Source organism: Allobosea sp. TAB14, assembly GCF_052113865.1.
GTDB lineage: Bacteria > Pseudomonadota > Alphaproteobacteria > Rhizobiales > Beijerinckiaceae > Allobosea > Allobosea spartocytisi.
Genome location: NZ_JBFRDQ010000066.1, coordinates 1 through 22,685 on the forward strand (window position 1 = coordinate 1; position 22,685 = coordinate 22,685).

Here is a 22,685-nt window from a genome sequence, read left to right on the forward strand (position 1 = left end):
CTGTAGGCCCGCAGCAGCGGACGCTCGCCGACCTTCAGCCCGATCATCGTGAACTGGCCGTTCTTGAACCGGAACGTCGTGTCGCGCGTCGTCGTGAAGCTGAACAGCGTGTCCGTCCAGTGATGCACGCTCAGGACCTGTTCCTCGTAGAAATGGCTCATCGCATCGTCCTTGAAAGTCCGGCGGCGGGCTGGCGGGTGCCTTCACCGGCGGGTCGTGGGATTCGAGGGTTAAGTTGCTGCCGGATCTCCGTTTCCGACAGAAGAATTGCCGGCAAAGTAAATCCTATGCGTCGAGGGCCTCGGGCAGGAATTGCAGCTTGTCCGGGACGCCCTTCCAATCCTCTGCATCGGCGGGCGCGTCGCGCTTGTCGGTGATGCCGGGCCATTGCGCGGCAAGCCGGCCGTTGAGGGCGACCCAGCGGGCGGAACCCTCGGCCGTATCGGGGATAATCGCCTCGGCCGGGCATTCCGGCTCGCAGACGCCGCAATCGATGCATTCGTCGGGATTGATGACGAGCATCGTTTCGCCTTCGTAGAAGCAGTCGACCGGGCAGACCGCGACACAGTCGGTGTATTTGCAGCGAATGCAGGCTTCCGTGACCGCGTAGGCCATGAGGCTCTCCCTCCTGCTTGACAGGACGAAAAGGGTCCGACAAATTCGTTCGTGTACAAACGATATGACTCGCCGATATGGCTTTGTCAATTGGCGGCGCGTAACGTGGAAACGATCAAACCGAGGCGGGCCGATGGCTGAACAATCGACGGCGACAATCACCCCCGACCACAAGCTCGTGGTCCGGAATATCGGCCTCATGCTCAGCGGCGATATCGGCAATCCCATTCTCGAAGCGGATACGCTCATTGCCATCGGCGGCAGGATCGCGGCGGTCGGCCGGGCCAAGGATCTGGACACCGACAAGGCCGACACCGTCATCGATGCCAACGGCACGGTGCTTCTGCCGGGCATGATCGACAGCCATGTCCACCCGGTCGCGGGCGACTGGACGCCGCGCCAGAACCAGCTCGGCTGGATCGATTCGACCATGCATGGCGGCGTCACCACGATGATCTCCGCCGGCGAGGTCCATACGCCTGGCCGGCCGAGGGATGTCGTCGGGGTCAAGGCGATGGCGATCTATGCGCAGCGCTGCTTCGACGCCTTCCGGCCGGGCGGCGTGAAGATCCATGCCGGCGCGCCGGTGATCGAGCCCGGCATGGTCGAGCAGGACTTCAAGGATCTGGCTGATGCCGGTGTCAGGCTGCTCGGTGAGGTCGGGCTCGGTGGCGTCAAGGATGGCGCCACGGCGAAGCAGATGGTCGCCTGGGCGCGCAAATATGGCATCCAGTCGACGATCCATACGGGCGGCCCTTCGATCCCGGGCTCGGGGCTGATCGGCGCCGATGTGGTGCTGGAAGCCGATACCGACGTTGTCGGCCACATCAATGGCGGCCATACCGCCTTGCCGGACGCAGAGATCCGCTGCATCTGCGAGGGCTGCAAGCGTGGCCTCGAACTCGTCCATAACGGCAATGAGCGCGCCGCTCTCTATACGCTGCGCGTCGCCCGCGAGATGGGCGAACTCAACCGCGTCATCCTCGGCACGGACGGGCCGGCGGGCTCCGGCGTCCAGCCGCTCGGCATCGCCCGCATGGTCGCGCTGCTCTCCTCGCTCGGCGAGGTGCCGGCCGAGATCGCCTTCTGCTTCGCCACCGGCAACACGGCGCGGATGCGCAATCTCGATTGCGGCCTGATCGAGGTCGGGCGCTCCGCCGACTTCGTCTTCATGGACAAGGCCCAGCATTCGGCCGGCAAGAACTTCCTCGAGAGCATCCAGCTTGGCGACCTGCCGGGCATCGGCATGGTGGTGATCGACGGCCTCGTCCGCTCCGGCCGCAGCCGCAACACGCCGCCAGCCGAGAAGGTGCCCTCGGTCCAGGGGCACTGAACGGCCTCGGCTTGGTCACGCCGCCCGTCGGCTGACGAGGTTTTCAACGATATAACGATTGCGGCCGATCCGGAATCGTTGTTGTCTCGTTCGTATACGAACGACTTTCGGGGCAGGCGGGTGTCGCGGGACTTGCATTCTCCACGCGCGGATCGGATTGGATGAGGCCTGTCGCGCGCGCCTTCACCTTGACCGTCAACGGCGCCGAGCATCGCGTCGAAGGCGAGCCCGACACGCCGCTGCTCTTCTTCCTGCGCAACGACCTTGCGCTCAACGGCCCGAAATTCGGTTGCGGCCTCGGTGAATGCGGTGCCTGCACCGTCCTGCTCGATGGGGGCGCGGCCAGAAGCTGCGTCTATCCGGTTCGCCTCGCCGCCGGCCGCGCCATCGTCACGCTGGAAGGGCTCGGCACGCCGGAAGCCCCGCATCCGATCCAGCAGGCCTTCATCGACGCCCAGGCCGCCCAATGCGGCTATTGCATCAACGGCATGGTGATGACCGCCAAGGCCTTCCTCGACGTGAAGCCGGCGCCGAGCGAGACGGAGGTGCGCGAGGCCCTGCGCTACAATCTCTGCCGCTGCGGAACGCATGTCGAGATCGTGCGGGCGGTGATGCTCGCTGCCGAACGCGGCTGGCGACCCGATGGGGCCGGGCAGTGACGGGCAGGGCGCCTCCACCCTCCCGGCGGGAGCTGCTGAAGCGTGGCGGCGTGATCGCCGTCGTCTCGCCGCGCAAGGACGCCCCCTCGGATGCGGGGCCCGAGGAGGGGCTGGACCTGCATGTCTGCGTGACCGGGGAAGGGCGGGTGTTCGCCTTCTGTGGCCATGTCGATCTCGGCACCGGCATCAGCACGGCTTTGGCGCAGATCGTGGCCGAGGAGCTCGATTTCCCCTTCGATGCGGTCGAGATGGTGCTGGGCGATACGGCCGAGACGCCCGACCAGGGCGCGACGATCGCGAGCGAAACGATCCAGGTCACGTCGATCCCGATGCGGATCGCGGCAGTGCAGATCCGCCGGCAGCTCGTGTCGCTCGCGGCTGCTGCCCTCGATTGCCCGGAAGAGGAGATCGGAATCCGTGCCGGCACTCTTGTCCGGCGCGGCGAGGCGGGCTCTTCGCTTAGTCTCGACGCGCTGCTCGGCAACCGGCGCATCCTGCTGCCGCTGGCCGAAAGCGCGGCCTTCAAGCCGGTCGAGCGCCACGCCATCGTCGGCAAGCCGGTCGAGCGGGTCGATATTCCGGCCAAGCTCACCGGGCGTTTCACCTATGTGCATGACGTACGCGTGCCGGGCATGCTGCATGGCCGGGTCGTGCGCCCGCCCTATGCCGGCCTCGATGGCGGGGATTTCGTCGGGCACAGCCTCGAAGCGGTCGAGCACGAATCCATCGCCGATATCCCCGGCATTCGCGCCGTGGTGGTCGAGGGCGATTTCATCGGCATCGTCGCCGAGCGTGAGGAGCAGGCGGCGGCAGCGGCGCAGGCCCTCAGGACGCATTGGAAGTACTGGCCGGCGCCGGCCGATCTGCGCGACGTCGAGAATGCGCTCCGCGCGCATCCGGCGACGCCCCGCAAGCTGGTCGACGAAGGCGATGTCGAGGCGGCGTTGCTGACCCTCGAGAAGCGGCTCGACCGGACCTATGTCTGGCCCTATCAGATGCATGGCTCGATCGGGCCGTCCTGCGCCGTCGCCGATGTGCGGGAAGACGGCATCACCGTTTGGGCCGGCAGTCAGAATCCCTATCCGCTGCGGGCCGACATCGCCTTGCTGACCGGCCTGCCGGCGGAGCGGATCGAGATCGTTCGCCACGAGGCGGCGGGCTGCTATGGCCGCAACTGCGCCGACGACGTGGCGGCCGATGCGGTTCTGCTGTCGCGGGCCGTGGGCGCGCCGGTACGGGTGCAGCTCACCCGTGAGCAGGAGCATCTCTGGGAGCCGAAGGGCGCGGCTCAGCTCATCGACATCGCCGGCGGGCTCGGGCCGGGCGGTTCGCTCGCGGCCTATGATTTCCATACGCGCTACCCCTCCAATGCGGCGCCGACGCTGGCGCTGCTGCTGACCGGGCGCATCCCCAACACGCCGGCGACGCTGAAGATGGGCGACCGCACCGCGATCCCCTCCTATGCCTATGAGAACATGCGGATCACGGCCTATGACATGCCGCCGATCGTGCGTGCCTCCTGGCTGCGCGGCGTCTCGGCCATGCCCAACGTCTTCGCGCATGAAAGCTATGTCGACGAGCTGGCGCATGAGGCGGGCGTCGATCCGGTCGAGTTCCGCCTGCGCCACATCACCGATGCGCGTGCCGCCGAGCTGGTCGAGGCAACGGCCGCCCGCGCCGGCTGGGAGCCGCATGTCGGGCCGCGCCTGCGGGCCGAGGGGGATGTCCTGCACGGGCGCGGCTTCGCCCAGGCCCGCTATGTCCATGGCAACTGGCCGGGCGTGGGGGCCGCCTGGTCGGCCTGGGTCGCGGATGTCGCGGTCAATCGTGCGACCGGGGAAGTGACGGTCAGCCGCGTCGTGGTCGGCCAGGATACCGGGATGATGGTCAACCCGGCTGGCGTGCAGCACCAGATCCACGGCAATGTCCTGCAATCGACCAGTCGTGTGCTGCGCGAGGAGGTGACCTTCTCGGAGACCACGGCCGTCGCCGCGCGCGACTGGGGCGCCTATCCGGTGCTGAGCTTCCCGGAGCTGCCGGCCATCGACGTGATGCTGATGGATCGGCAGCAGGAGCCGCCGCTCGGTGCCGGCGAATCCGCCTCGGTGCCGAGTGCGGCGGCCATCGTCAACGCGGTCTACGATGCGACGGGAGTGCGCTTCCGCGAATTGCCGCTGACGCCCGAGCGTGTGCTGGCCGGGCTGAACGGGCGCCCGGCACTGGCCCCGCCGCCCGCGCGGGGAGGCCGACGCGGCCTCGGCTTCTGGGCCAGAATCGGCGGCATGGCTGCGGCCGCCGCGACGTTTGCGGCCGTCTCGCTGTCGCTTGCGCCGGAGATCGCGCCCATTGCCCGGCCGGACCCCGCGACATGGTCCGCAGCCACCATCGAGAAGGGGCGCCAGCTCGCCGCGCTCGGAGCCTGCGCCGTCTGCCATACGGGCAGGGACGGCGTGCCCTATGCCGGCGGGCTCGCGCTGGAGACGCCCTTCGGCACGGTGACGAGCACCAACATCACACCCGATCCCGAGACAGGCATCGGCAACTGGTCCTATCCCGCCTTCGAGCGGGCGATGCGCGCCGGCATCCATCGCGACGGGCGCCATCTCTATCCCGCCTTTCCCTATGCGAATTTCGCGAAGACGAGCGATGCCGATCTGCAGGCGCTCTACGCCTTCCTGATGTCGCAGCCGCCGGTCATGCGGGTGAATGAACCGAGCCGGCTCATCTTTCCCTTCAACCTGCGCCCGCTGATGGCCGGCTGGAACCTGCTGTTCAACCGGGGCAAGGAAGCGAAGCCGGAACCGGCCCGCACGGCCGAATGGAACCGGGGGCGCTATCTCGTCGACGGGCTCGGCCATTGCGGCGCCTGCCATTCGCCGCGCAACGCGCTCGGCGCCGAGAAGGGCGGCATGGCCTATCTCGCCGGCGGCGAGGCCGAGGGCTGGGAGGCGCCGGCGCTGACGGGCGCCTCGCATTCTCCGATCCCGTGGAGCGAGGCGGATTTCTACACCTATCTGCGCAGCGGTCATGCCGCGAACCACGGCACGGCATCCGGGCCGATGGCGCCCGTCATCGCGGAACTCAAGGAGTTGCCGGATGCCGATATCCGCGCCATGGCCATCTATCTCGCCTCGCTCGGCGCCTCGCCTCCGGAGCCCGAGATCGCGGCGCGCACCGAGGCAATCCTGAAGGCGACGGCATCGGCCGCCAATCCCGGCACGTCGCGGGCCGCGCGACTCTATGAGGGGGCCTGCGCCGCCTGTCATGAAACCGGGCGGATCGCGCCGCTGGCCAATCAGGGGCCGGCGCTGGGGTTGAGCTCGAAGCTTCACGCCGCGACGCCGGCCAATCTCGTCAACCTGCTGCTGCAGGGCGGAAGTCACGGCATGGGCCAGATGCCAGCCTTCGGAAACTCGCTCGACGATGGGCAGGTCGCTGAACTCGCGAGCTATCTGCGCAGCCGCTTCGCGCCGGAGAAGCCTGCGTGGAACGGGGTGGAAGCGGCTATCGCAAGGGCACGCAAGGCCCCTTAGGGGACCGCAACCCCACACCCCAACCCTCTCCCCCCAAGGGGAGAGGGGGATAGGCGTCCTGCGCTCAGCGCAGCCCGTCCTCGCCCTTGATCTCGTCGGTCTTCAGGCCGCCGACGCGTGGCAGCGGGCGCCCGGCGCTGGTCAGCACGATCGCGACCATGATCTCGTTGGCGCGCGGCGCGTCGGGAATGCGCACCTCCATGCCGTCGAAATGGCTGCGGACATAGGCCGCCGCCTTGTGGCCGAGCGGCACGTCCAGCACCACGCCGAGCGAGCCGCGCTTCTTGCTGGACGGGATCAGGGCAGGGGCCTTGCCGAGGAGCTTGCGCAGCGGCGCGCCGAGCTTGGGATGCAGGATCGCGGCGGCATGCTCGAGCTCGCCATCCTCGCCGACGGCGGCGGCCTTGCCGTAGCCTTCGACCTGCTCGCCGGGAAGGCCGAGCGCCGCCAGCGCATGGCGACCGAGCAAATCGCCCAACTCCTCGCCGATCTCGATCAGCGGCGCGAGGTCCGCCTCATAGCGTCCGGCGAAGGGGTTGGCGATCACCGCGATGGCGGCGGCCCGGCGCACGGCCGGTTCCACCGGGCGGCCCATCTCGGAGCGGGTCTCGTCGAGAATGGTGACGAGCTTGCGGATTCTGGCGCTCATCGCAGGCCATCCTCCCCCTTGATCTCGGAGGCTTTCAGGCCGCCGACGCGGGCATGGATGCGCGCGCCCGTCGTCATCACCAGCGCGAGCAGCATTTCATCCGCCTTCGGCGCGTCGGTCAGCCCGACCTCGAAGGCATCGAAATGGCTGCGGACATAGGAAGCATTGATATGGGTGACGGGGATGTCGAGGCGCGTGCCGGGCCCGCCGACTTTCTTGGTCGAGGCGACGATCGCCTTGGCGTCGCCGAGGATCTCGCGCATCGCATAGCCGCCCGGCACGTGCCAGAGCGCGCCGTGCTCCAGCTCGCYGGCCGCGCCGACGATGGCGCCCTTGCCGTAACCCTCGATCGCCTTCGGATCGCCGCCGAGCGCTTCGAGAAGCTGCTTCGCCAGCGAGAGGCCGAACGGCTTCAGATCATCCATGAAACCCTCGATATCCGCGACGTAACGCCCGGCGAAGGGGTTGGCGATGACGGCGAGCGCCGCGCCGCGTCGCAGCGGCGTGGCCGGGGCAGGGCCGCCCTCATGGAAGATCGTCTCGACGACGATGGCGAGCTTGCGAATGGCGATCTCAGGCATGAGCCAGTTTCCTCCGGGTCGTATCGGCCAAGGTGGGCAAAGCGAGGGTGCGGGTCCTGCCCTGGAGATGGATGGCGCAGGAGCCGATGAGCCGGCGCGCCTGCAATCCGGCGGCCTGATCCAGCCCGGCGGCGAGCGCTTCTGCGATCTCCGCTTCGGTGAGCCGGCCGACATGGCGCGTCACGGGAATGTCGCCGAGGTCGCTGTCCGACTGGATCGTGTCGGCCGGAACCCGGACGACGGCCGGATGGCCCGGAAGATCGACGGCATTGGCGATGACGGTCGCCGCCGCATCGGCCATGGCGGCAGTGGGCGCCAGCACCGTCACCGCTTCGGCGATGCCGCGCGAGAAGCTGCGGCCGGGATAACCGCTGGTCGCGACGCCGCCGATGCCGTCGGCGGCCGAGATCGTCGTGGTTCCGAACAGGTTCGGCCGGTCGGGCCGGTCGACGAGGCCGATGCGGAAATGCTCGCCTTGCGCCAGATGCAGCGCGATGTCGCCGCCATTGTTGACGAAGGCGCGATTCAGCGGCGCGGCCGCGAGCATGGCGCCGAGAATCTCCTCGGCGACGGACCCGGCCACGGCGGCCATCGGCGTGATGAAGCCGGCTCCGGCGAACGGAGCCACGGCCGCGTGCATGCGCTGCGCGACCACGCCCTCCGGCGTGGGGCTTGCCTCCGTCACGGGCATGCGCAGCAGAGTGAGCTCGCCGCAGAGTTCCGCCAGAAGCCCATCGAAACGATGCAGGGCGGCCTCATGGGCCATCCGCACGGCGTCGGCGCTGCCCTCCGCCTGAACGACCAGATCGATCGGCCCCTGCTGGAGCAGCAGGCGCTTGCCGTCCGGCAGGAAGCGCGCTGAGGGCCGCTCGAACATCGCGCTACCCGTGCGAGTGCCGCGTGGAATGCGGTGCGAACGGCCAGGGATTGTCCTGGTGCTGCGGCAGCTGGAGGCGCCCGCCGCGCTTGAGCTCGCTCAGCGGCTGGACATGGTCCATATGGCCGCCGAGCTCGCGATAGTCCGAAAGCTTCATCGTGAACTCCAGCGGTGCGACCAGCGCCGGTGTCGGCACATAGCCGAAGGCATTCTCGGGCAGGCGCGTGACATCCACCATGAAAGTAATGCCGCCGCCTGGCCAGATATAGACCGGCGCGCCGCCGCAGGTGACATAGGTCAGCGAATCCTTGACCGAGCGCGTCAGCCGGACCGGGTTCTCGGTCACGCCCGCCCGCAGCGAGCCGCCGGCGCCGCCGATGAACAGCACGGTCGACAAGGCGGGTTCGCAATTCTCCGCGATGCGTTCGACCGGCTCGCGCAGCGGCACCGGGATGTCCATCTCGACCGGCCGCAGATTGTCGTCCAGCTCGTAATAGGCGGCGTGCTCGCCCGTGGTCGAAACCATCAGCAGGCGCAGGCCCGGCCGGGCGGTCTTCGGATCGAAGGGGCCGAGGATGGCGAGCGGGTCGCTGATATTGGTGCCGCCCCAGCCGGTGCCCGGTTCGGCGACCTGGAAATAGCGGCCGGGCGTCGAGCGCCGCCCCTTGAGCTTGATCCCGGTCGGCTCCATGCCCAGCAGCTTGCCGGCCTGATGCTCGGAGAGCACGCCGGTGATGTGGTCGTCGACGACGACGACCTCGTCGACCTTGCCATGCCATTGCTTGGCGAAGATGCCGATTGTGGCCGAGCCGCAGCCGACGCGCATCCGGCTCTCGGCCACGCCGTTGACGATCGGGGCCTTGCCGGCCTGGACGACGACCGTCTCGCCGCCGTCGATCGCCATCTCCACCGGCTTGCCGTTGCAGAGCGACAGCAGCGCGTCGCAGGTCACGCGGCCCTCCTTCTTGGAGCCACCGGTGAGGTGATGCACGCCGCCGAGGGAGAGCATCTGCGAGCCGTACTCGCCCGTCGTGACATGGCCGACGGCCTCGCCCTCGACCCGTACCGTCGCGGTTTCCGGGCCCAGGAAGCGGTCGGTGTCGATTTTGATCTTCACGCCGCAATAGCTGAAGATTCCCTCGGTCACGACCGTGACCATATCGACGCCGTCGACCTCGGAAGAGACGATGAAGGGCGCCGGCTTGTAGTCGGGATAGGTCGTGCCAGCGCCGATGGCGGTGACGAAGGTGCCCTGCGGGTTGAGGATGTCGCCGCTCCATTCGCGCTCGCCCGCGAAAGACACGACGTCGCCGCCCTGGCCGATCCTGCGGTCGAGCACGACATGCGGATCGACCCGCACCAACGTGCCGTTGACATTGCCGTAGCGATCGCAGGCGCCGACCGCGCCGGGTTTGATGAAGCACATCACCGGGCAGGCATCGCAGCGAATCTTGTCGTCAACCGCCAATGTCGTCGCGTCGGAGCTCATGCTCGCACTCCTGGCGCCGGAAACGCGCCGCTACATTATTTGTATGCAAACAATTTAGCCCTGCAAGCCCGCGCCCGTCAACACGATCGCTGCGCGGGAAGAGCGGGGCTTTCGCCGCTCAAAGTGCGCGGAATACCGGGCGCGGCAATAATGCGGCGATTTTAATCACGCCCTGCCTTCACAAGCCGCGAAACCGAGTTGACACGCTGCTTCGAACTCCATCAACTTCGTAGGTATACAAACATTAAAACCATAAAACTTGGAACGGAACGGCGCAACGGCTAATGACGAACGGCTGCCCCTCGGCGACAACGCCGAGTCCCGGCAGCCGGATCGCGAACGGGGGAGATTGGCATGACAATGGATCGCAGGCGTTTTCTGGCAGCCGCTTCCGGAGGGGCTGCCGTGCTCGCCGCTCCGTCGCTGGTCCGGGCGCAAGGCGCCGGCCCGATCAAGGTCGGCGAGATCAACAGCTATACCGCCCAGCCCGCCTTCTTGAAGCCCTACCGCCAGGGCTGGGAGCTGGCGCTGGAGCAGGTCAACGCCGGCGGCGGCGTGCTTGGCCGCAAGATCGAGACGATCTTCCGCGACGATGCCGGCAAGCCGGAGGATGCCGTGCGCCATGCCGGCGACCTGATCAACGCCGAGAAGGTCGACCTGCTTTCGGGCGGCTTCCTCTCGAATGTCGGTCTCGCGCTCACCGACTTCGCGCTGCAGAACAAGCGCCTCTATGCGGCTTCCGAGCCGCTGTCGGATGCGCTGGTCTGGGCGAAGGGCAACCGTTACACCTTCCGCTTGCGACCCTCGACCTATATGCAGGCGGCGATGCTGGTCGAGGAAGCGGCCAAGCTCAAGGCGCGGAAATGGGCGCTGGTCGCGCCGAACTACGAATATGGCCAGTCGAGCATCAAGTGGTTCAAGGAACTGCTGAAGAAGGCCAGGCCCGATGTCGAGTTCGTGGCCGAGCAATATCCGGCGCTTGGCCGCATCGATGCCGGCGCGACCGTGCAGGCGCTCGAGGCCTCCAAGCCCGAGGCGATCTTCAACGTCACCTTCGCCGTCGACCTGACCAATCTCGTGCGCCAGGGCAATACGCGCGGCCTGTTCGAGGGGCGCGACGTCGTCTCGATGCTGACTGGCGAGCCTGAATATCTCGACCCGCTCGGGGCGGAGACGCCGACGGGCTGGATCGTCACCGGCTATCCCCATGCCGATCTGGCGACGCCGGAGCACGTCAAGTTCCGCGACGCCTACAAGGCCAAGTACAACGACTATCCGCGGCTGGGCTCGGTGGTCGGCTTCGACACGATGAACTCGATCGCGGCGGCCCTGGCCAAGGCCGGCACCACCGACAACGAGAAGCTGATCGACGCGATGGAAGGGCTGAAATTCCCCTCCGCCTTCGGTTCGGCCGAATATCGCGCCATCGACCATCAATCGACGCTCGGCGCCTTCGTCGGCAAGACCGCCCTCAAGGACGGCAAGGGCGTGATGGTCGACTGGCGCTATGCCGACGGTGCCAAGTACCTGCCATCGGACGACGTCGTGAAGACGATGCGGCCGGCAGGCTGAGTTCATCGCGTTTCCGGCATATGAACCTCCGTCATCCCGGACAAGCCGCGAAGCGGCGCTGATCCGGGATCCATCGGAGGGGGCTGTGCTCTACAAYGGATCCCGGATCGACCTGCGGTCGTCCGGGATGACGGCAGAGCTTTGACCTGGACATCGGCAGAATGTTCGACCTCATTCTCACGCAGACATTGAACGGGCTGGCTTCGGCCTCCTCACTGTTCCTCGTCGCCTCCGGGCTGTCGATCATCTTCGGCGTCACCCGGATCGTGAACTTTGCTCATGGCTCGCTCTACATGCTGGGCGCCTATATCGGCTGGACGCTGGTCACCTGGCTGGGTCCGACGAGCGGGCTCGGTTTCTGGGGTGGTGTCGGGCTGGCGGCGCTGCTCGTCGCCGTCATCGGCGTGGTGATCGAGGTCGCGATCCTCAGGCGGATTTACCAGGCGCCGGAGCTGTTCCAGCTTCTCGCCACCTTCGGCGTGGTGCTGATGATCCAGGACATCGCGCTGGCCACCTGGGGCGCAGAAGACAAGCTCGGGCCCCGCGCGCCCGGCTTCAAGAGCTTCGTCATCCTGTTCGACAACCGCTTCCCCACTTATGAACTCCTGCTGATCGCAATCGGCCCGCTGGTGCTCGCGCTGCTGTGGTTTCTGTTCCAGAAGACGCGCTGGGGCACATTGGTGCGAGCGGCGACGCAGGATCGCGAGATGGTCGCGGCGCTCGGGGTCAACCAGCGCCTGCTCTTCACCTCGGTCTTCGCCTTCGGAGCCGGCCTTGCCGGGCTCGGCGGGGCGCTTCAACTGCCGCGCGAGGCTGCGACGCTGCATATGGACCTGTCGATGATCTCGGAGGCCTTCGTGGTCGTGGTCGTCGGCGGGCTCGGCAGCGTGACCGGGGCCTATCTCGCGGCGGTGCTGATCGGCATCCTGCACGCTTTCGGCATCCTGATCTTCCCCAAGATCACGCTCGTGCTCGTCTTCCTGGTCATGGCCGTGGTGCTGGTGGTCAAGCCCTACGGCCTGATGGGCAGGCGCCCCGTCGGCGCCGCGCGCGGGACGGCGACGGCCGAGCCGCTGCTGCGGCCGGCCGACCGGGCGGCCAAGCTCGCCGGCCTCGTCGCGCTCATCCTGCTCGCCGCCGCGCCGCTGGTGACGCCGGACTACCTGCTGCTGACGCTGACGGAGCTCGTCATCTTCGCGCTCTTCGCCGCCTCGCTGCATTTCATGATGGGGCCGGGCGGCATGGCCTCCTTCGGACACGCCGCCTATTTCGGCCTCGGCGCCTATGGCGCCGCGCTCGCCGTGAAATGGCTAGGCGCGCCGATGGAGCCGGCGCTGATCTTCGCGCCCTTCCTGGCCGGCATCGCCGGGGTGATCTTCGGCTGGTTCTGCGTCAGGCTGTCGGGCGTCTATCTCGCCATGTTGACGCTCGCCTTTGCGCAGATCGCCTGGGCGACGGCCTTCCAATGGGTCGAGCTCACCGGCGGCGACAACGGCATCCTCGGCGTCTGGCCGTCGCATTGGGCGGTGTCGAAGACGGCGTTCTACTATCTCGCGCTCGCTATCTGCGCGGCCTGCGTGGTCCTGCTCAGGGTCATGGTGTTCTCGCCGCTGGGCTATGCGCTCCGCGCCGCGCGCGACAACCCGCTCAGGACCGAAGCGATCGGCATCGACACCATGCGCGTGCAATGGGTCGCCTTCACCATCGCCGCCTTCGCGGCCGGCATCGCGGGAGCGCTCTTCGCCTTCTTCAAGGGCTCTGTCTTCCCGACCTATATGGCGATCCCGCGTTCGGTCGATGCGCTGCTGATGGTGCTGCTCGGCGGCGTGCAGACCGTGTCGGGGCCGATCGTCGGCGCCTTCGCCTATGCAGGGCTCAGCGAACAGCTGATGAAGATGACGATGTACTGGCGCTTCACGCTGGGGCTTTCGATCGTGCTCCTCGTCGTGCTCTTCCCGCGCGGACTCGTCGGCGGCTTCCTCGCCCTGCGCGAGCGGCGCGATCGAAGCGACAAGGACGGTGCCGTCGTAACCCGGCTCGCGACGGAGGGCGCGCCATGAGCGCCGTCGTTTCTCCCCGGGCGGCAGTCGCCGACGAGGCCGTGCTGGTCGCGCGCGATCTCGCCAAGTCCTTCGGCGGCGTCCATGCGGTGCAAGGCGTCTCCTTCTCGGTCGAGGCCGGGCGCATGGTCGCGCTGATCGGCCCGAACGGCGCCGGCAAGACCACCTGCTTCAACATGCTGGGCGGCCAGCTCAAGCCGGATCGCGGCGAGGTCATCCTCGCCGGGCAGGCGATCACGGGGCTCAAACCCCGCCGGGTCTGGCGCCTGGGTGTCGGCCGCACCTTCCAGATCACCGCGACCTTCACCTCGATGACCGTGCGCGAGAACGTGCAGATGGCGCTGATCTCGCAGGAGGATGGCGTCTGGAATCCGTTCCGGCCCGCCCGGACGCGCCATGTCGCTGCGGCGGACGCCTTGCTCGCACAGGTCGGCATGCGCGAGCAGGCGGAGCGGGCCTGCGGCGTGCTCGCTTACGGCGACCTGAAGCGCGTCGAGCTTGCCGTCGCGCTCGCCAACCGGCCGAAGCTCCTGCTGATGGACGAGCCGACCGCCGGGATGGCCCCGCGCGAGCGCGTCGAGCTGATGGCGCTGACGGCGCGGATCGCGGCGCAGGAGCAGATCGCCGTGCTGTTCACCGAGCACGACATGGACGTCGTCTTCGCCCATTCCGACCGGGTGATCGTGCTCGATCGCGGCCGGCTGATCGCCGACGGCACCGCCGAGGCGGTGCGCCAGGACCCGCAGGTGCGGGCGGTCTATCTCGGCTCCGGCGCCACCTCGGGAGGCCATTGATGAGCGCCCTTCTCGAAATCTCCGGGCTCGACGCCTATTACGGGCGCGCCCATATCCTGCAGGGCGTTGGCTTCGGCATGGGCCGGGGCGAGGTGCTGGCCCTGATGGGGCGCAACGGCGCCGGCAAGTCGACGACGATGAAGGCGGTGATGGGGCTGGTGCCACCGGCGCGCGGCGAGATCCGCTTCGACGGGCAGCGCATCGAGGGCCGCGAGCCCTTCGAGATCGCGCGCATCGGCATCGGCTACGTGCCGGAGGAGCGGCGCATCTTCTCCGAGCTTTCGGTGATGGAAAACCTCTCCGTCGGCCAGCGCCCGCCGCGCGAGGGCGTGCCGCACTGGACGCCCGAGCGGCTCTTCGCGCTCTTTCCGAATCTCGGGCGGATGCGCGACCGGCCGGGCGGGGCGATGTCGGGCGGCGAGCAGCAGATGCTGACCATCGCGCGCACGCTGATGGGCAATCCGCGGCTCGTGCTGCTGGACGAACCCTCGGAGGGGCTGGCCCCGGTCATCGTCGAGGAGATGGCGAAGACCATCCTGGCGCTGAAGGGGGAGGGGCTGAGCATCCTGCTCTCCGAGCAGAACCTGCATTTCGCCGGCAATGTCGCGGATCGCGCCGCGATCATCGAGAAGGGCATCATCCGTTTCACCGGCACCATGGCCGAGCTCAAGGCGGATGAGGCGATCCGGGCGCAGTACCTGTCGGTCTGAGCGGCCGTCCGGATTTACAGCGTCAGCAGAKCTTCGCCAGCAGCAGCGAGAGTTGCTGCGCTTCCTTCTCTGTCAGGGGCTGCAAGGTCGCGGCCGTGATCGCCGCTGCCCGGGCGAAAAGCTCCGGCATGAGCGCGCGTCCCTGGTCGCTCAGCCGGATCAGAACGCGCCGCTGGTCGTTGGGATCGGGCAGGCGCTCGACCAGGCCGCGCTCGGCCAGCCGGGTGATCACGCCCTTGATCGTGGCGGGGTCCATCGCGGTCAGGCGACCGAGCTGGTTCTGGGAGATCTCCTTGCTCGCGGCGAGTTTGCTCAACGCGGCGAACTGGGTCGGGGTCGGGCCTCCGGGCCCGATCGTCTGCTGGAAGATCGCGATATGGCGYTGCTGCGCCTTCCGCATGAGAAAGCCGACCTGCTCGTCGAGGACATATTTCGCGTTTTCTTTCGACTGAAGCGACGCGTTTTCCGCCACGGCTGAACGCTTCCGCGTCGACATCGGGGCTGCCTCCCAAAAACTCTTGCGTATCACATTTCCGGCGGTGGCCTCCGCGCCACGACCTCGACCGTGAATCGATAGCCCGATTCCGCTTTGTTGGACATTCGACCTTGGCCTGTCTCGATCCATTGGCGCCGCACGCGGCATCGAGACGGGAGTGTCCGCGGAAGGCGTCCGGTTCCGGAGCCGGATCCGGTCAGGTTGAACCAGCCTGACCGACACATGCGTTAGCGATAGCCCATTCTCCGGTTGAGCAGGAGGAGCAGGCTGTTGCACGTCACCGCGACGATGGTCAGCAGCAGCGCCACCGCCATGATCGTGTCGATCTGGCCGATGTTGATGGCGCTGATCAACATGAAGCCGAGACCGCGCTGGGAGGCGAACATCTCGCCGATCAGCACGCCCAGCAGCGTGAGCGAGAACCCCAGCCGCACGCCGGAGATCACCTCGGGAAGGATCGCGGGCAGGATGACCGTGAAGGCCGATTGCGCGGAGGACAGCCGCAGCACCTGCGCGGTGCGCCGATAGACCGGCTTCATCTGCCGGATCGCGTTCATCGAGAACAGGGTGATCGGGATCAGCCCGTGCATCACGCCGAAGGCGATCTTGGCCGAGATGCCGAGGCCGAAGCAGAGCAGCACCAGCGGGTAGAGCACGACCTTGGGGATGGAATAGAGGTTGACGAGGATGGGCTCGGCGACGTTGCCCGCAAGCCGGCGCACCCCGAGCAGGATGCCGAGCGCGATGCCGCCGACCAGCGAGATCAGGAAGGCGGCGGCGAAGGCGCGCATGGTCTCCGCGACGTTCTGCCAGAATTCGGCGGTCGCCAGCAGCGAGCCCAGTTTCACGACCGTCTGGAAAGGAGAGGCCAGCGAGGAGGCGCCGACGAGGAGATGGAGCGTCTGCCAGAGCAGCAGGCAGAAGAGCAGGACGAGGGCGGTACCGGTGATCCTCGGCATGGCGATCACCGCTGCCTGCGCGCCTGAAGGCGCTTGTCGACATGGTTGAGCGCCGTGTTGACGATCGTGACGGTCACGAGGATCAGCAGCATCAGCGCGTACATGTGCCGGTTCTCGAAGTTGTTGTAGGCATAGGCGATCGCATAGCCGAGCCCCGAGCCCGACAGGATGAATTCCGAGGCGATCACGCCGATGAAGGCATAGGCGACCGACAGCTTGACGCCGGTGAAGAGGTAAGGGGCCGCGGCCGGCAATTCGATGAGCAGCGCCGTCTTCCAGCGCGGCATGCGATAGATCCGGGCGGTCTTGCGCAGGACGCGAGGGATCCTGTCGATGCCGTTCAAGGTGGCCGTGATCATCGAAACGATCGCCAGCAGCACGGCGATGGCGATGATGGAGGCCGAGCCGACGCCGAAAAGGGTGATGAACACCGGATAGAACACGAAGGTCGGGATCGCGTAATAGCTCGCCAGCAGCGGCTCGAGCGCGTCGCGCAGGCCAGGCCAGGCGTGGATCGCCAGTCCCGCCACGAAGCCGAGGATTACCGAGAGCACCGCCGCGACGACGACATTTGTCAGGCTCACCGCAATGTCGGAGGCGTATTCGCCCGAGGCGAGAATCCGGCCGAGCTCCACCACCATCTGCGACGGCGGGATCATGACCGCGAGCGGAATGACACCCAGCCGGCACATCAGCTCGACGGCGCCGATCAGCAGCGCGACGACCAGGACCCGCAGGCGCTTCTCCGACATGGCTCAGGCCTGTCCCGACGACATGATCTTGAGTGCCTCGACCCGCAGCTTGTCCCAGAGGCGGGCGGTGATGTCGCCGAAATGCGGGGTCGAGACGACGCGGCTGTCGCGGTCCCGCTCCCAGCCGGTCTCGACGAAATCGATGAAGGTTCCCGGCCGCGTCGACATCACGCCGACCCGATCCGACAGCATCGCCGCCTCGTCTAGCGCGTGGGTGATGAGCAGCACCGTCGCACCGGTCTCGCGCCAGAGCCGCAGCAATTCGTCGCCCATCAGCAGCCGCGTCTGCTGGTCGAGGGCGCCGAAGGGCTCGTCGAGCAGGATCAGCCGGGGCTGCATCACGAGTGTCCGTGCGATGCAGACGCGCTGGCGCATGCCGCCGGACAGCTGTGCCGGGTATGAGGCGGCGAAGTCGCGCAACCCCATGAAGCCGACGGCGTAATCGACGCGCCGGGCGATTTCCGCCGGGTCGATGCCGGCACGACGCAGACCGAAGGCGACGTTGTCGCGAACGCTGAGCCAGGGGAAGGAGGCATCTTCCTGGAAGACCACGCCGACGCCATCCGGCACGTCCCGGATGGGCGCGCCCTCGAATTCGGCGACGCCCGCCTGCGGCCGGCTCAACCCTGCAAGAATGTCGAGCAAGGTGGATTTGCCGCAGCCGGAAGGACCGACGACGGAGAAGAACTCGCCCCTGCCCAGGTCGAGGTCCACGGGGCCGAGCGCATGCAGCTTGCCTTTGGGAAGGTCGAAGACCCGGGTGACGCCGCGGAGCCGGGCGTGAACGGCGGCGGGAGCCTCGGATATCGCCAAAGAGTCGCTCCGTGCCTTCACCGCCGCGCCGATCATGACTTCGCCTGCAGATCGGGCGGCAGGTAGGATTTGTCCAGGATCGTGGACCAGTCGATGTCGCTCTTGACCTCGCCGATCAGCTTCAGGCCCTCGACCATGCGGTTGAGCTCCTCGACACTGAACTCGCCCTCGCTCCACATATGCGGGCCGATCATGTTGTCGACGGCCTCCCTGGCGATCGGCGGGTCGAGCTTGTAGATCTTTTCGATGATCTTCGCAGTGCCCGCAGGGTCCTGGTAGACGGCCTGCACGCCGGCCCTGCGGCCCGCGATGATGGCCCTCAGCTTCGCCGGCTGCTCCTGCGCGAATTTGCGTGTGGTGATCCCCACCGATGTCGTCATCGGCTTGAGGACTTCGCCGGCCTTGTAGACCGCGCGATACTTGTCCTTGCGGATGATCGAAAGCGGCTCGATGAGCACGGAAGCGGCAACGCCGCCCTGTTCCATCATCGTCAGGGCCGGGACATAGCCGCCGGCGGCGACCCGCTGAACCTTGCCCGGATCGATGCCCTTCTCGCGAAGGACCATCAGGAAGAGCATTTCCGAAACGGATTTCGGCGAGGTGATCGCCACCTTTTTGCCGATCAGATCCTCGAGGCTCTTGATGCCGGAATCGGGCATCGTCACCATCGAGGCCTCGGCCACGCTGCGCGTGCCCGTGTTGACGATGACGACGTCGAGGCCCTGTGCCTTGGCGGCGAGCGCCGCTGAGACCGCGACTTCGCCATAGGGTGTGTCGCTGGCGAGGATGTTGCGGACCGTGGTGCCGCCCCCGCCGGAGCCGAGAATGCCGGTGATGTCGATGCCGGCCTGCTTGAACAGGCCCTTCTCCATGGAGACCGCATAGGGGGCGCCGTAGAGGCTCGCGCCCCATTGCGTCACCGAGATCTCTTCTGAATTCGCACTGGACTGAATAAAGAGTGTCGCCAGGGCGACCAGGGCACTCCGCACCTTCCGGTCGGATACGAATTTCATGGCTCTCTCCCGGCTCATCCGCGGCCGCCTTTTGACGTTTCCGCGGGTCTGAAATTCATTTGTATGCCAATAAAAACGCCGATCGGGCGCCTTGTCAATCGAAGGATTCGAGGCCGACTTGGGCCCAGCTTGGGCTCACCTTGCCGGGCCACCTTGGGCGGCCGCGCTGGCGAGGAAAAAATCGACATGAGACGGAAAGCCTTCCGGTTTCGGCGGCCGGCTCGACATGACGGGCCCGGGCGATGGATGGTCGATCAGGTCGCCTCGACCTGGTCGGTGCGGCTTCCCGGCGATCCCTGCTCCGACGGACGCCGGCGGGCACTCAGCTTGCTCATCCAAAGATAGATGATCGGGGTCGTGTAGAGCGTCAGGATCTGGCTGAGGATCAGGCCGCCGACGATGGTGATGCCGAGCGGGCGGCGCAGCTCCGCGCCGGGGCCTGTCGCGATCATCAGCGGGACCGCGCCGAGCATGGCCGAGAGCGTCGTCATCAGGATCGGCCGGAAGCGTTCCAGGCAGGCGTCGAAGATCGCCTCGCGCGGGGTCTCGCCGCGCTGCCGCTCGGCGCTGATCGCGAAATCGACCAGCATGATGCCGTTCTTCTTGACGATGCCGATCAGCAGGATGATGCCGATAAAGGCGATGATGGTGAGATCGGCGCCGGCGATCCGCAGCGCGATCAGCGCGCCCAGGCCCGCGGAGGGCAGGGTGGAGAGGATCGTCACCGGGTGGATCAGGCTCTCATAGAGCACGCCGAGGATGATGTAGACGGCGAGGATGTGCCGTGCCGCGCTCGACCTTGACGAGGCTGCGCAGCGGCACCTGCGCGCCGTTGCGGCCGGGCACGTAGAGATCGAGGATGTCGCCCGGATCGCGGCTGCGTGAGGGCGCGACCTCGAGGACGACCCGGTACTGGTTGCGCGCGCCGTAGATCGTCGAGATCTGGCGCTGGCTGAAGGCGTCGGACAGGACGTTGTCGATGTCCTGGATCGCGACGCCGAGCTGCGACGCCTTGTTGCGGTCGATCACGACATTGGCCTGCAGACCGCCCTGTTCGCGATCGGTCGCGACGTCGACGATCTCCGGCAGCGTGCGCAGGCGCTCCAGCACCTTGGGCACCCATTCTTCCAGCTCGGGCAGGTTCGGGTCCCAGAGCGTGAACTGGTATTGCGAGCGGCCCTGCCGCCCGCCGGCGCGGACGTCCTGGATCGGCGTCAGGAAGATGCGCAGGCCCGGAATCGAGCCCAAGCGCCCGCGCAGGCGGTTGACCACCTGCGCCGAGCTCAGGCCGCGCTCCTCCAGCGGCTTCAGGCTGACGAAGAAGCGCCCGGTATTGACCGAGCCACTGCCGCCGCCGATGAAGGAGGCGACGCCGAGCACGGCCGGATCCGATGCGACGACGGCCGCGCCCCGCTGCTGGAGCTGCGCCATCGCCGGGAAGGAGATGTCGGTCGAGGCCTGGGTGAAGCCGATGATCAGGCCGGTGTCGTCTTGTGGGAAATAGCCCTTCGGCGCGCTGCGGAACATCTGCACGGTCAGCGCGACCGTCGCGATCATCACGATCAGCATGAACCAACTATGCTGCAGCACGACCCTGAGCGTGCTGGCATAGAAGCGCGTCATCGCCGAGAGCACGCTCTCCACCGCCCGGTCGAAGCGGCTCGGCACATGCGGCCCGGTCTTGAGGAAATGCGCGCAGATCATCGGCGTGACGCTGAGCGAGACCGCCGTCGAGACCAGGATGGCGAAGGTCAGCGTCAGGGTGAACTCGCGGAAGAAGCGGCCAGCCACCCCGTCCATGAAGAAGAGCGGAATGAAGGCCGCGATCAGCGACAGGCTGATCGAGACGACCGTGAAGCCGATCTGGCCGGCGCCGAGCAGGGCGGCGCGCAGGGGCGACAGGCCGCGGGCGACGTTGCGCTCGATGTTCTCGATCATGACGATGGCGTCGTCCACGACGAAGCCGACCGAGATCGTCACCGCCATCAGCGAGAGATTGTCGAGCGTGAAGCCGGCGAGCCACATCGCCGCGAAGGTGCCGGCGATCGAGAGCGGCACGGTGACGCCGGCAGCGACGGTCAGCGTCGTGCGCCGCAGGAACAGGAAGACGACCAGCATCACCAGGGCAATGGAGATCAGCAGCGTGTGCTGGATATCCGCGATCGAGGCGCGGATCGTCACCGTGCGGTCCGACATGATCGAGAACTGGATGCCGGCCGGCACCCATTTCTGGATCTCGGGCAGCAGCGCCTTCACCCGGTCGACCGTGTCGATGACGTTGGCATCGGCCTGCTTGGTCATGGTGATGAGGATGGCCGGCTTGCCGTTGTACCAGCCGGCGGCGCGGCTGTTGCGTACGCCGCGCTCTACCGTCGCGACATCGGCGAGCCGGACCACGGTGCCCTTGGCCGAGCGCACGACGATGTCGCCGTAATCCTCCGGCTGCCGGATCTGGTTGTTGGCGGAGAGCGTCTCGCTCTGGTGCGTCCCGTCGAAGGAGCCGACCGCGGACACCGTATTGGCGTTGACGATGGCGGTGCGGATCGTGTCGAGGCTCAAGCCCATGGCGGCAAGCTGGGCCGGGTCGAGGCGCACGCGGATCGCCGGCTGCTCGGCACCGGCGACCGTGACCTCGCCGACGCCTTCTACCTGGGAAATGCGCTGGGCGATGACGGTGTCGGCCGCGTCGTACATCGCGCTCGGCGTCATCGTGTCCGAGGTCAGCGCCAGGATCAGGATCGGCGCGGCGTTGGGGTTGGCCTTGCGGAACTGCGGCAGCGTCGGCAGGTCGCCCGGCAGGTCTGTCGCGGCGGCGTTGAGCGCCGCCTGCACGTCACGGGCGGCGCTGTCGGTGTTTCGCGTCAGGTCGAATTGCAGCACGATCTGAGTCGAGCCGAGCGAACTCGTCGAGGTGATCTCGGTGACGCCGGGGATCGAGCCGAGTCGCCGCTCCAGCGGCGCGGCGACGCTGCCGGCCATGGTCGCGGGGTCGGCGCCGGGGCGGCCGGCGAAGACGCGGATCGTCGGGAAGTCGACGCTCGGCAGGCTCGCCACCGGCAGGAACATGTAGGCGACCATGCCGACGAGGAAGAGGCCGATCGCCATCAGCGCGGTGCCGACCGGGCGCAGGATGAAGGCGTCGGAGAGACCCCGCACCGTCTTCCAGCCCTTGTCCTCCTCGGCCGCCGCGCTCATTCGGCCGCCTCCGGCCCCGGATAGGGGACGACGCCGTCACGGCCGCCACCGAGGCGGCGGCGCAGCCGTTCCAATGCGAGGTAGATCACGGGCGTCGTGTAGAGCGTCAGCAACTGGCTGAGCAGCAGGCCGCCGATGATGGTGATGCCGAGCGGCTGGCGCAATTCGCTGCCGGTTCCGGTCGCCAGTGCCAGGGGGAGGGCGCCGAAAAGAGCCGCGAGCGTCGTCATCATGATCGGGCGGAAGCGCAGCCGGCAGGCCTTGACGATGGCGTCTTCCGGCGAAAGGCCCTCGTTTCGCTCGGCATCGAGCGCGAAGTCGATCATCATGATCGCGTTCTTCTTGACGATGCCSATCAGCAGGATSAYGCCGATCAGGGCCACGATCGAGAGCTCGCGGCCGGTCACGATGAGCGCGAGCAGGGCGCCGACGCCCGCCGAGGGCAGGGTCGTCAGGATCGTGAAGGGGTGGACATAGCTCTCGTAGAGCACGCCGAGCACCAAATAGATCGTCACGATGGCGGCCAGGATCAGCCAGGGCTGGTTGGCGAGCGAGCGGTTGAACTCGGCCGCGTCGGCGCTGAAG

General features: G+C 67.4%; 18 protein-coding genes and 2 pseudogenes. 7 read left to right on the forward strand and 13 right to left on the reverse strand.

Features of this window, described 5'->3' with window-relative positions:
* Both AB4Y99_RS12045 and fdxA read right to left on the reverse strand, forming a co-directional pair.
* A pseudogene (locus AB4Y99_RS12045) lies at positions 1-161 on the reverse strand (ferredoxin--NADP reductase); the annotation flags it as partial.
* 124 nt (positions 162-285) lie between these two features.
* The gene (gene fdxA / locus AB4Y99_RS12050; RefSeq protein WP_038365680.1) at positions 286-615 is read right to left on the reverse strand and encodes a ferredoxin FdxA; all 330 of its coding nucleotides are present in this window, start codon (positions 613-615) and stop codon (positions 286-288) included.
* A gap of 133 nt (positions 616-748) precedes the next feature.
* Between fdxA and AB4Y99_RS12055 the strand changes: the two genes are divergently transcribed.
* The 3 genes from AB4Y99_RS12055 to AB4Y99_RS12065 all read left to right on the forward strand — a co-directional run bounded on the left by AB4Y99_RS12055 (position 749) and on the right by AB4Y99_RS12065 (position 6,140).
* On the forward strand, positions 749-1,948 hold the full coding sequence (locus tag AB4Y99_RS12055; protein WP_133564409.1) for an amidohydrolase family protein: 1,200 nt from the start codon (positions 749-751) through the stop codon (positions 1,946-1,948).
* Between the two features lie 161 nt (positions 1,949-2,109).
* Entirely contained in the window at positions 2,110-2,607 is a 498-nt protein-coding gene (locus tag AB4Y99_RS12060; protein WP_441523485.1) for a (2Fe-2S)-binding protein, read from the forward strand.
* Positions 2,604-6,140: a molybdopterin cofactor-binding domain-containing protein gene (locus tag AB4Y99_RS12065; RefSeq protein ID WP_441523486.1), complete on the forward strand. Its 3,537-nt coding sequence runs from the start codon at positions 2,604-2,606 to the stop codon at positions 6,138-6,140. The genes AB4Y99_RS12060 and AB4Y99_RS12065 overlap by 4 nt, the downstream gene beginning before the upstream one ends.
* Before the next feature lie 64 nt (positions 6,141-6,204).
* Here the strand turns inward: AB4Y99_RS12065 and AB4Y99_RS12070 are convergent, their stop codons facing one another.
* The 4 genes from AB4Y99_RS12070 to AB4Y99_RS12085 are packed head-to-tail and all read right to left on the reverse strand — an operon-like array spanning position 6,205 to position 9,736.
* Positions 6,205-6,789: an amino acid synthesis family protein gene (locus AB4Y99_RS12070; protein ID WP_441523487.1), complete on the reverse strand. Its 585-nt coding sequence runs from the start codon at positions 6,787-6,789 to the stop codon at positions 6,205-6,207.
* Positions 6,786-7,370, reverse strand: a complete 585-nt coding sequence (locus AB4Y99_RS12075; RefSeq protein ID WP_441523488.1) for an amino acid synthesis family protein — start codon at positions 7,368-7,370, stop codon at positions 6,786-6,788. Before AB4Y99_RS12075 ends, AB4Y99_RS12070 begins: the two co-directional genes overlap by 4 nt.
* The gene (locus AB4Y99_RS12080) at positions 7,363-8,247 is read right to left on the reverse strand and encodes a UPF0280 family protein (RefSeq protein WP_441523489.1); all 885 of its coding nucleotides are present in this window, start codon (positions 8,245-8,247) and stop codon (positions 7,363-7,365) included. Before AB4Y99_RS12080 ends, AB4Y99_RS12075 begins: the two co-directional genes overlap by 8 nt.
* Positions 8,248-8,251: 4 nt before the next feature.
* Entirely contained in the window at positions 8,252-9,736 is a 1,485-nt protein-coding gene (locus tag AB4Y99_RS12085; protein WP_038365688.1) for a hypothetical protein, read from the reverse strand.
* Positions 9,737-10,090: 354 nt separating this feature from the next.
* On the opposite strand from AB4Y99_RS12085, the gene AB4Y99_RS12090 reads away from it, so the two are divergent.
* The 4 genes from AB4Y99_RS12090 to AB4Y99_RS12105 all read left to right on the forward strand — a co-directional run bounded on the left by AB4Y99_RS12090 (position 10,091) and on the right by AB4Y99_RS12105 (position 14,872).
* A complete protein-coding gene (locus AB4Y99_RS12090; protein ID WP_441523490.1) occupies positions 10,091-11,308 on the forward strand; it encodes an ABC transporter substrate-binding protein in 1,218 nt (405 codons plus the stop codon).
* Between the two features lie 161 nt (positions 11,309-11,469).
* Positions 11,470-13,368 (forward strand): ABC transporter permease, encoded by a 1,899-nt coding sequence (locus tag AB4Y99_RS12095; protein ID WP_441523491.1) that lies wholly within the window; start codon positions 11,470-11,472, stop codon positions 13,366-13,368.
* The gene (locus AB4Y99_RS12100) at positions 13,365-14,162 is read left to right on the forward strand and encodes an ABC transporter ATP-binding protein (RefSeq protein ID WP_038365691.1); all 798 of its coding nucleotides are present in this window, start codon (positions 13,365-13,367) and stop codon (positions 14,160-14,162) included. Before AB4Y99_RS12095 ends, AB4Y99_RS12100 begins: the two co-directional genes overlap by 4 nt.
* Positions 14,162-14,872 (forward strand): ABC transporter ATP-binding protein, encoded by a 711-nt coding sequence (locus AB4Y99_RS12105; RefSeq protein ID WP_038365693.1) that lies wholly within the window; start codon positions 14,162-14,164, stop codon positions 14,870-14,872. The genes AB4Y99_RS12100 and AB4Y99_RS12105 overlap by 1 nt, the downstream gene beginning before the upstream one ends.
* A gap of 22 nt (positions 14,873-14,894) precedes the next feature.
* On the opposite strand, the gene AB4Y99_RS12110 is transcribed toward AB4Y99_RS12105, so the two are convergent.
* The 7 genes and pseudogenes from AB4Y99_RS12110 to AB4Y99_RS12140 form a co-directional block, all read right to left on the reverse strand.
* Entirely contained in the window at positions 14,895-15,368 is a 474-nt protein-coding gene (locus AB4Y99_RS12110; RefSeq protein WP_441523492.1) for a MarR family winged helix-turn-helix transcriptional regulator, read from the reverse strand.
* Positions 15,369-15,595: 227 nt separating this feature from the next.
* On the reverse strand, positions 15,596-16,327 hold the full coding sequence (locus AB4Y99_RS12115; RefSeq protein ID WP_112762387.1) for an ABC transporter permease: 732 nt from the start codon (positions 16,325-16,327) through the stop codon (positions 15,596-15,598).
* A gap of 5 nt (positions 16,328-16,332) precedes the next feature.
* Entirely contained in the window at positions 16,333-17,079 is a 747-nt protein-coding gene (locus AB4Y99_RS12120) for an ABC transporter permease (protein ID WP_038365695.1), read from the reverse strand.
* 3 nt (positions 17,080-17,082) lie between these two features.
* Positions 17,083-17,892, reverse strand: a complete 810-nt coding sequence (locus AB4Y99_RS12125; RefSeq protein ID WP_441523493.1) for an ABC transporter ATP-binding protein — start codon at positions 17,890-17,892, stop codon at positions 17,083-17,085.
* Positions 17,893-17,924: 32 nt separating this feature from the next.
* A complete protein-coding gene (locus AB4Y99_RS12130; protein ID WP_441523494.1) occupies positions 17,925-18,905 on the reverse strand; it encodes an ABC transporter substrate-binding protein in 981 nt (326 codons plus the stop codon).
* Between the two features lie 254 nt (positions 18,906-19,159).
* Positions 19,160-22,100: pseudogene (locus AB4Y99_RS12135) on the reverse strand (efflux RND transporter permease subunit).
* Positions 22,097-22,685, reverse strand: a 589-nt coding sequence (locus tag AB4Y99_RS12140; RefSeq protein WP_441523495.1) for an efflux RND transporter permease subunit, incomplete at its 5' end; no start/stop codon positions are given. The gene AB4Y99_RS12140 and the pseudogene AB4Y99_RS12135, both read right to left, overlap by 4 nt.

Bases quoted from the DNA above. Each gene is read 5' to 3' on its own strand.
- fdxA (WP_038365680.1), bottom strand. From the start codon at position 615: ATGGCCTACGCGGTCACGGAAGCCTGCATTCGCTGCAAATACACCGAC.
- AB4Y99_RS12055 (WP_133564409.1), top strand. From the start codon at position 749: ATGGCTGAACAATCGACGGCGACAATCACCCCCGACCACAAGCTCGTG.
- AB4Y99_RS12060 (WP_441523485.1), top strand. From the start codon at position 2,110: ATGAGGCCTGTCGCGCGCGCCTTCACCTTGACCGTCAACGGCGCCGAG.
- AB4Y99_RS12070 (WP_441523487.1), bottom strand. From the start codon at position 6,789: ATGAGCGCCAGAATCCGCAAGCTCGTCACCATTCTCGACGAGACCCGC.
- AB4Y99_RS12080 (WP_441523489.1), bottom strand. From the start codon at position 8,247: ATGTTCGAGCGGCCCTCAGCGCGCTTCCTGCCGGACGGCAAGCGCCTG.
- AB4Y99_RS12085 (WP_038365688.1), bottom strand. From the start codon at position 9,736: ATGAGCTCCGACGCGACGACATTGGCGGTTGACGACAAGATTCGCTGC.
- AB4Y99_RS12090 (WP_441523490.1), top strand. From the start codon at position 10,091: ATGACAATGGATCGCAGGCGTTTTCTGGCAGCCGCTTCCGGAGGGGCT.
- AB4Y99_RS12095 (WP_441523491.1), top strand. From the start codon at position 11,470: ATGTTCGACCTCATTCTCACGCAGACATTGAACGGGCTGGCTTCGGCC.
- AB4Y99_RS12100 (WP_038365691.1), top strand. From the start codon at position 13,365: ATGAGCGCCGTCGTTTCTCCCCGGGCGGCAGTCGCCGACGAGGCCGTG.
- AB4Y99_RS12105 (WP_038365693.1), top strand. From the start codon at position 14,162: ATGAGCGCCCTTCTCGAAATCTCCGGGCTCGACGCCTATTACGGGCGC.
- AB4Y99_RS12115 (WP_112762387.1), bottom strand. From the start codon at position 16,327: ATGCCGAGGATCACCGGTACCGCCCTCGTCCTGCTCTTCTGCCTGCTG.
- AB4Y99_RS12120 (WP_038365695.1), bottom strand. From the start codon at position 17,079: ATGTCGGAGAAGCGCCTGCGGGTCCTGGTCGTCGCGCTGCTGATCGGC.
- AB4Y99_RS12130 (WP_441523494.1), bottom strand. From the start codon at position 18,905: ATGAAATTCGTATCCGACCGGAAGGTGCGGAGTGCCCTGGTCGCCCTG.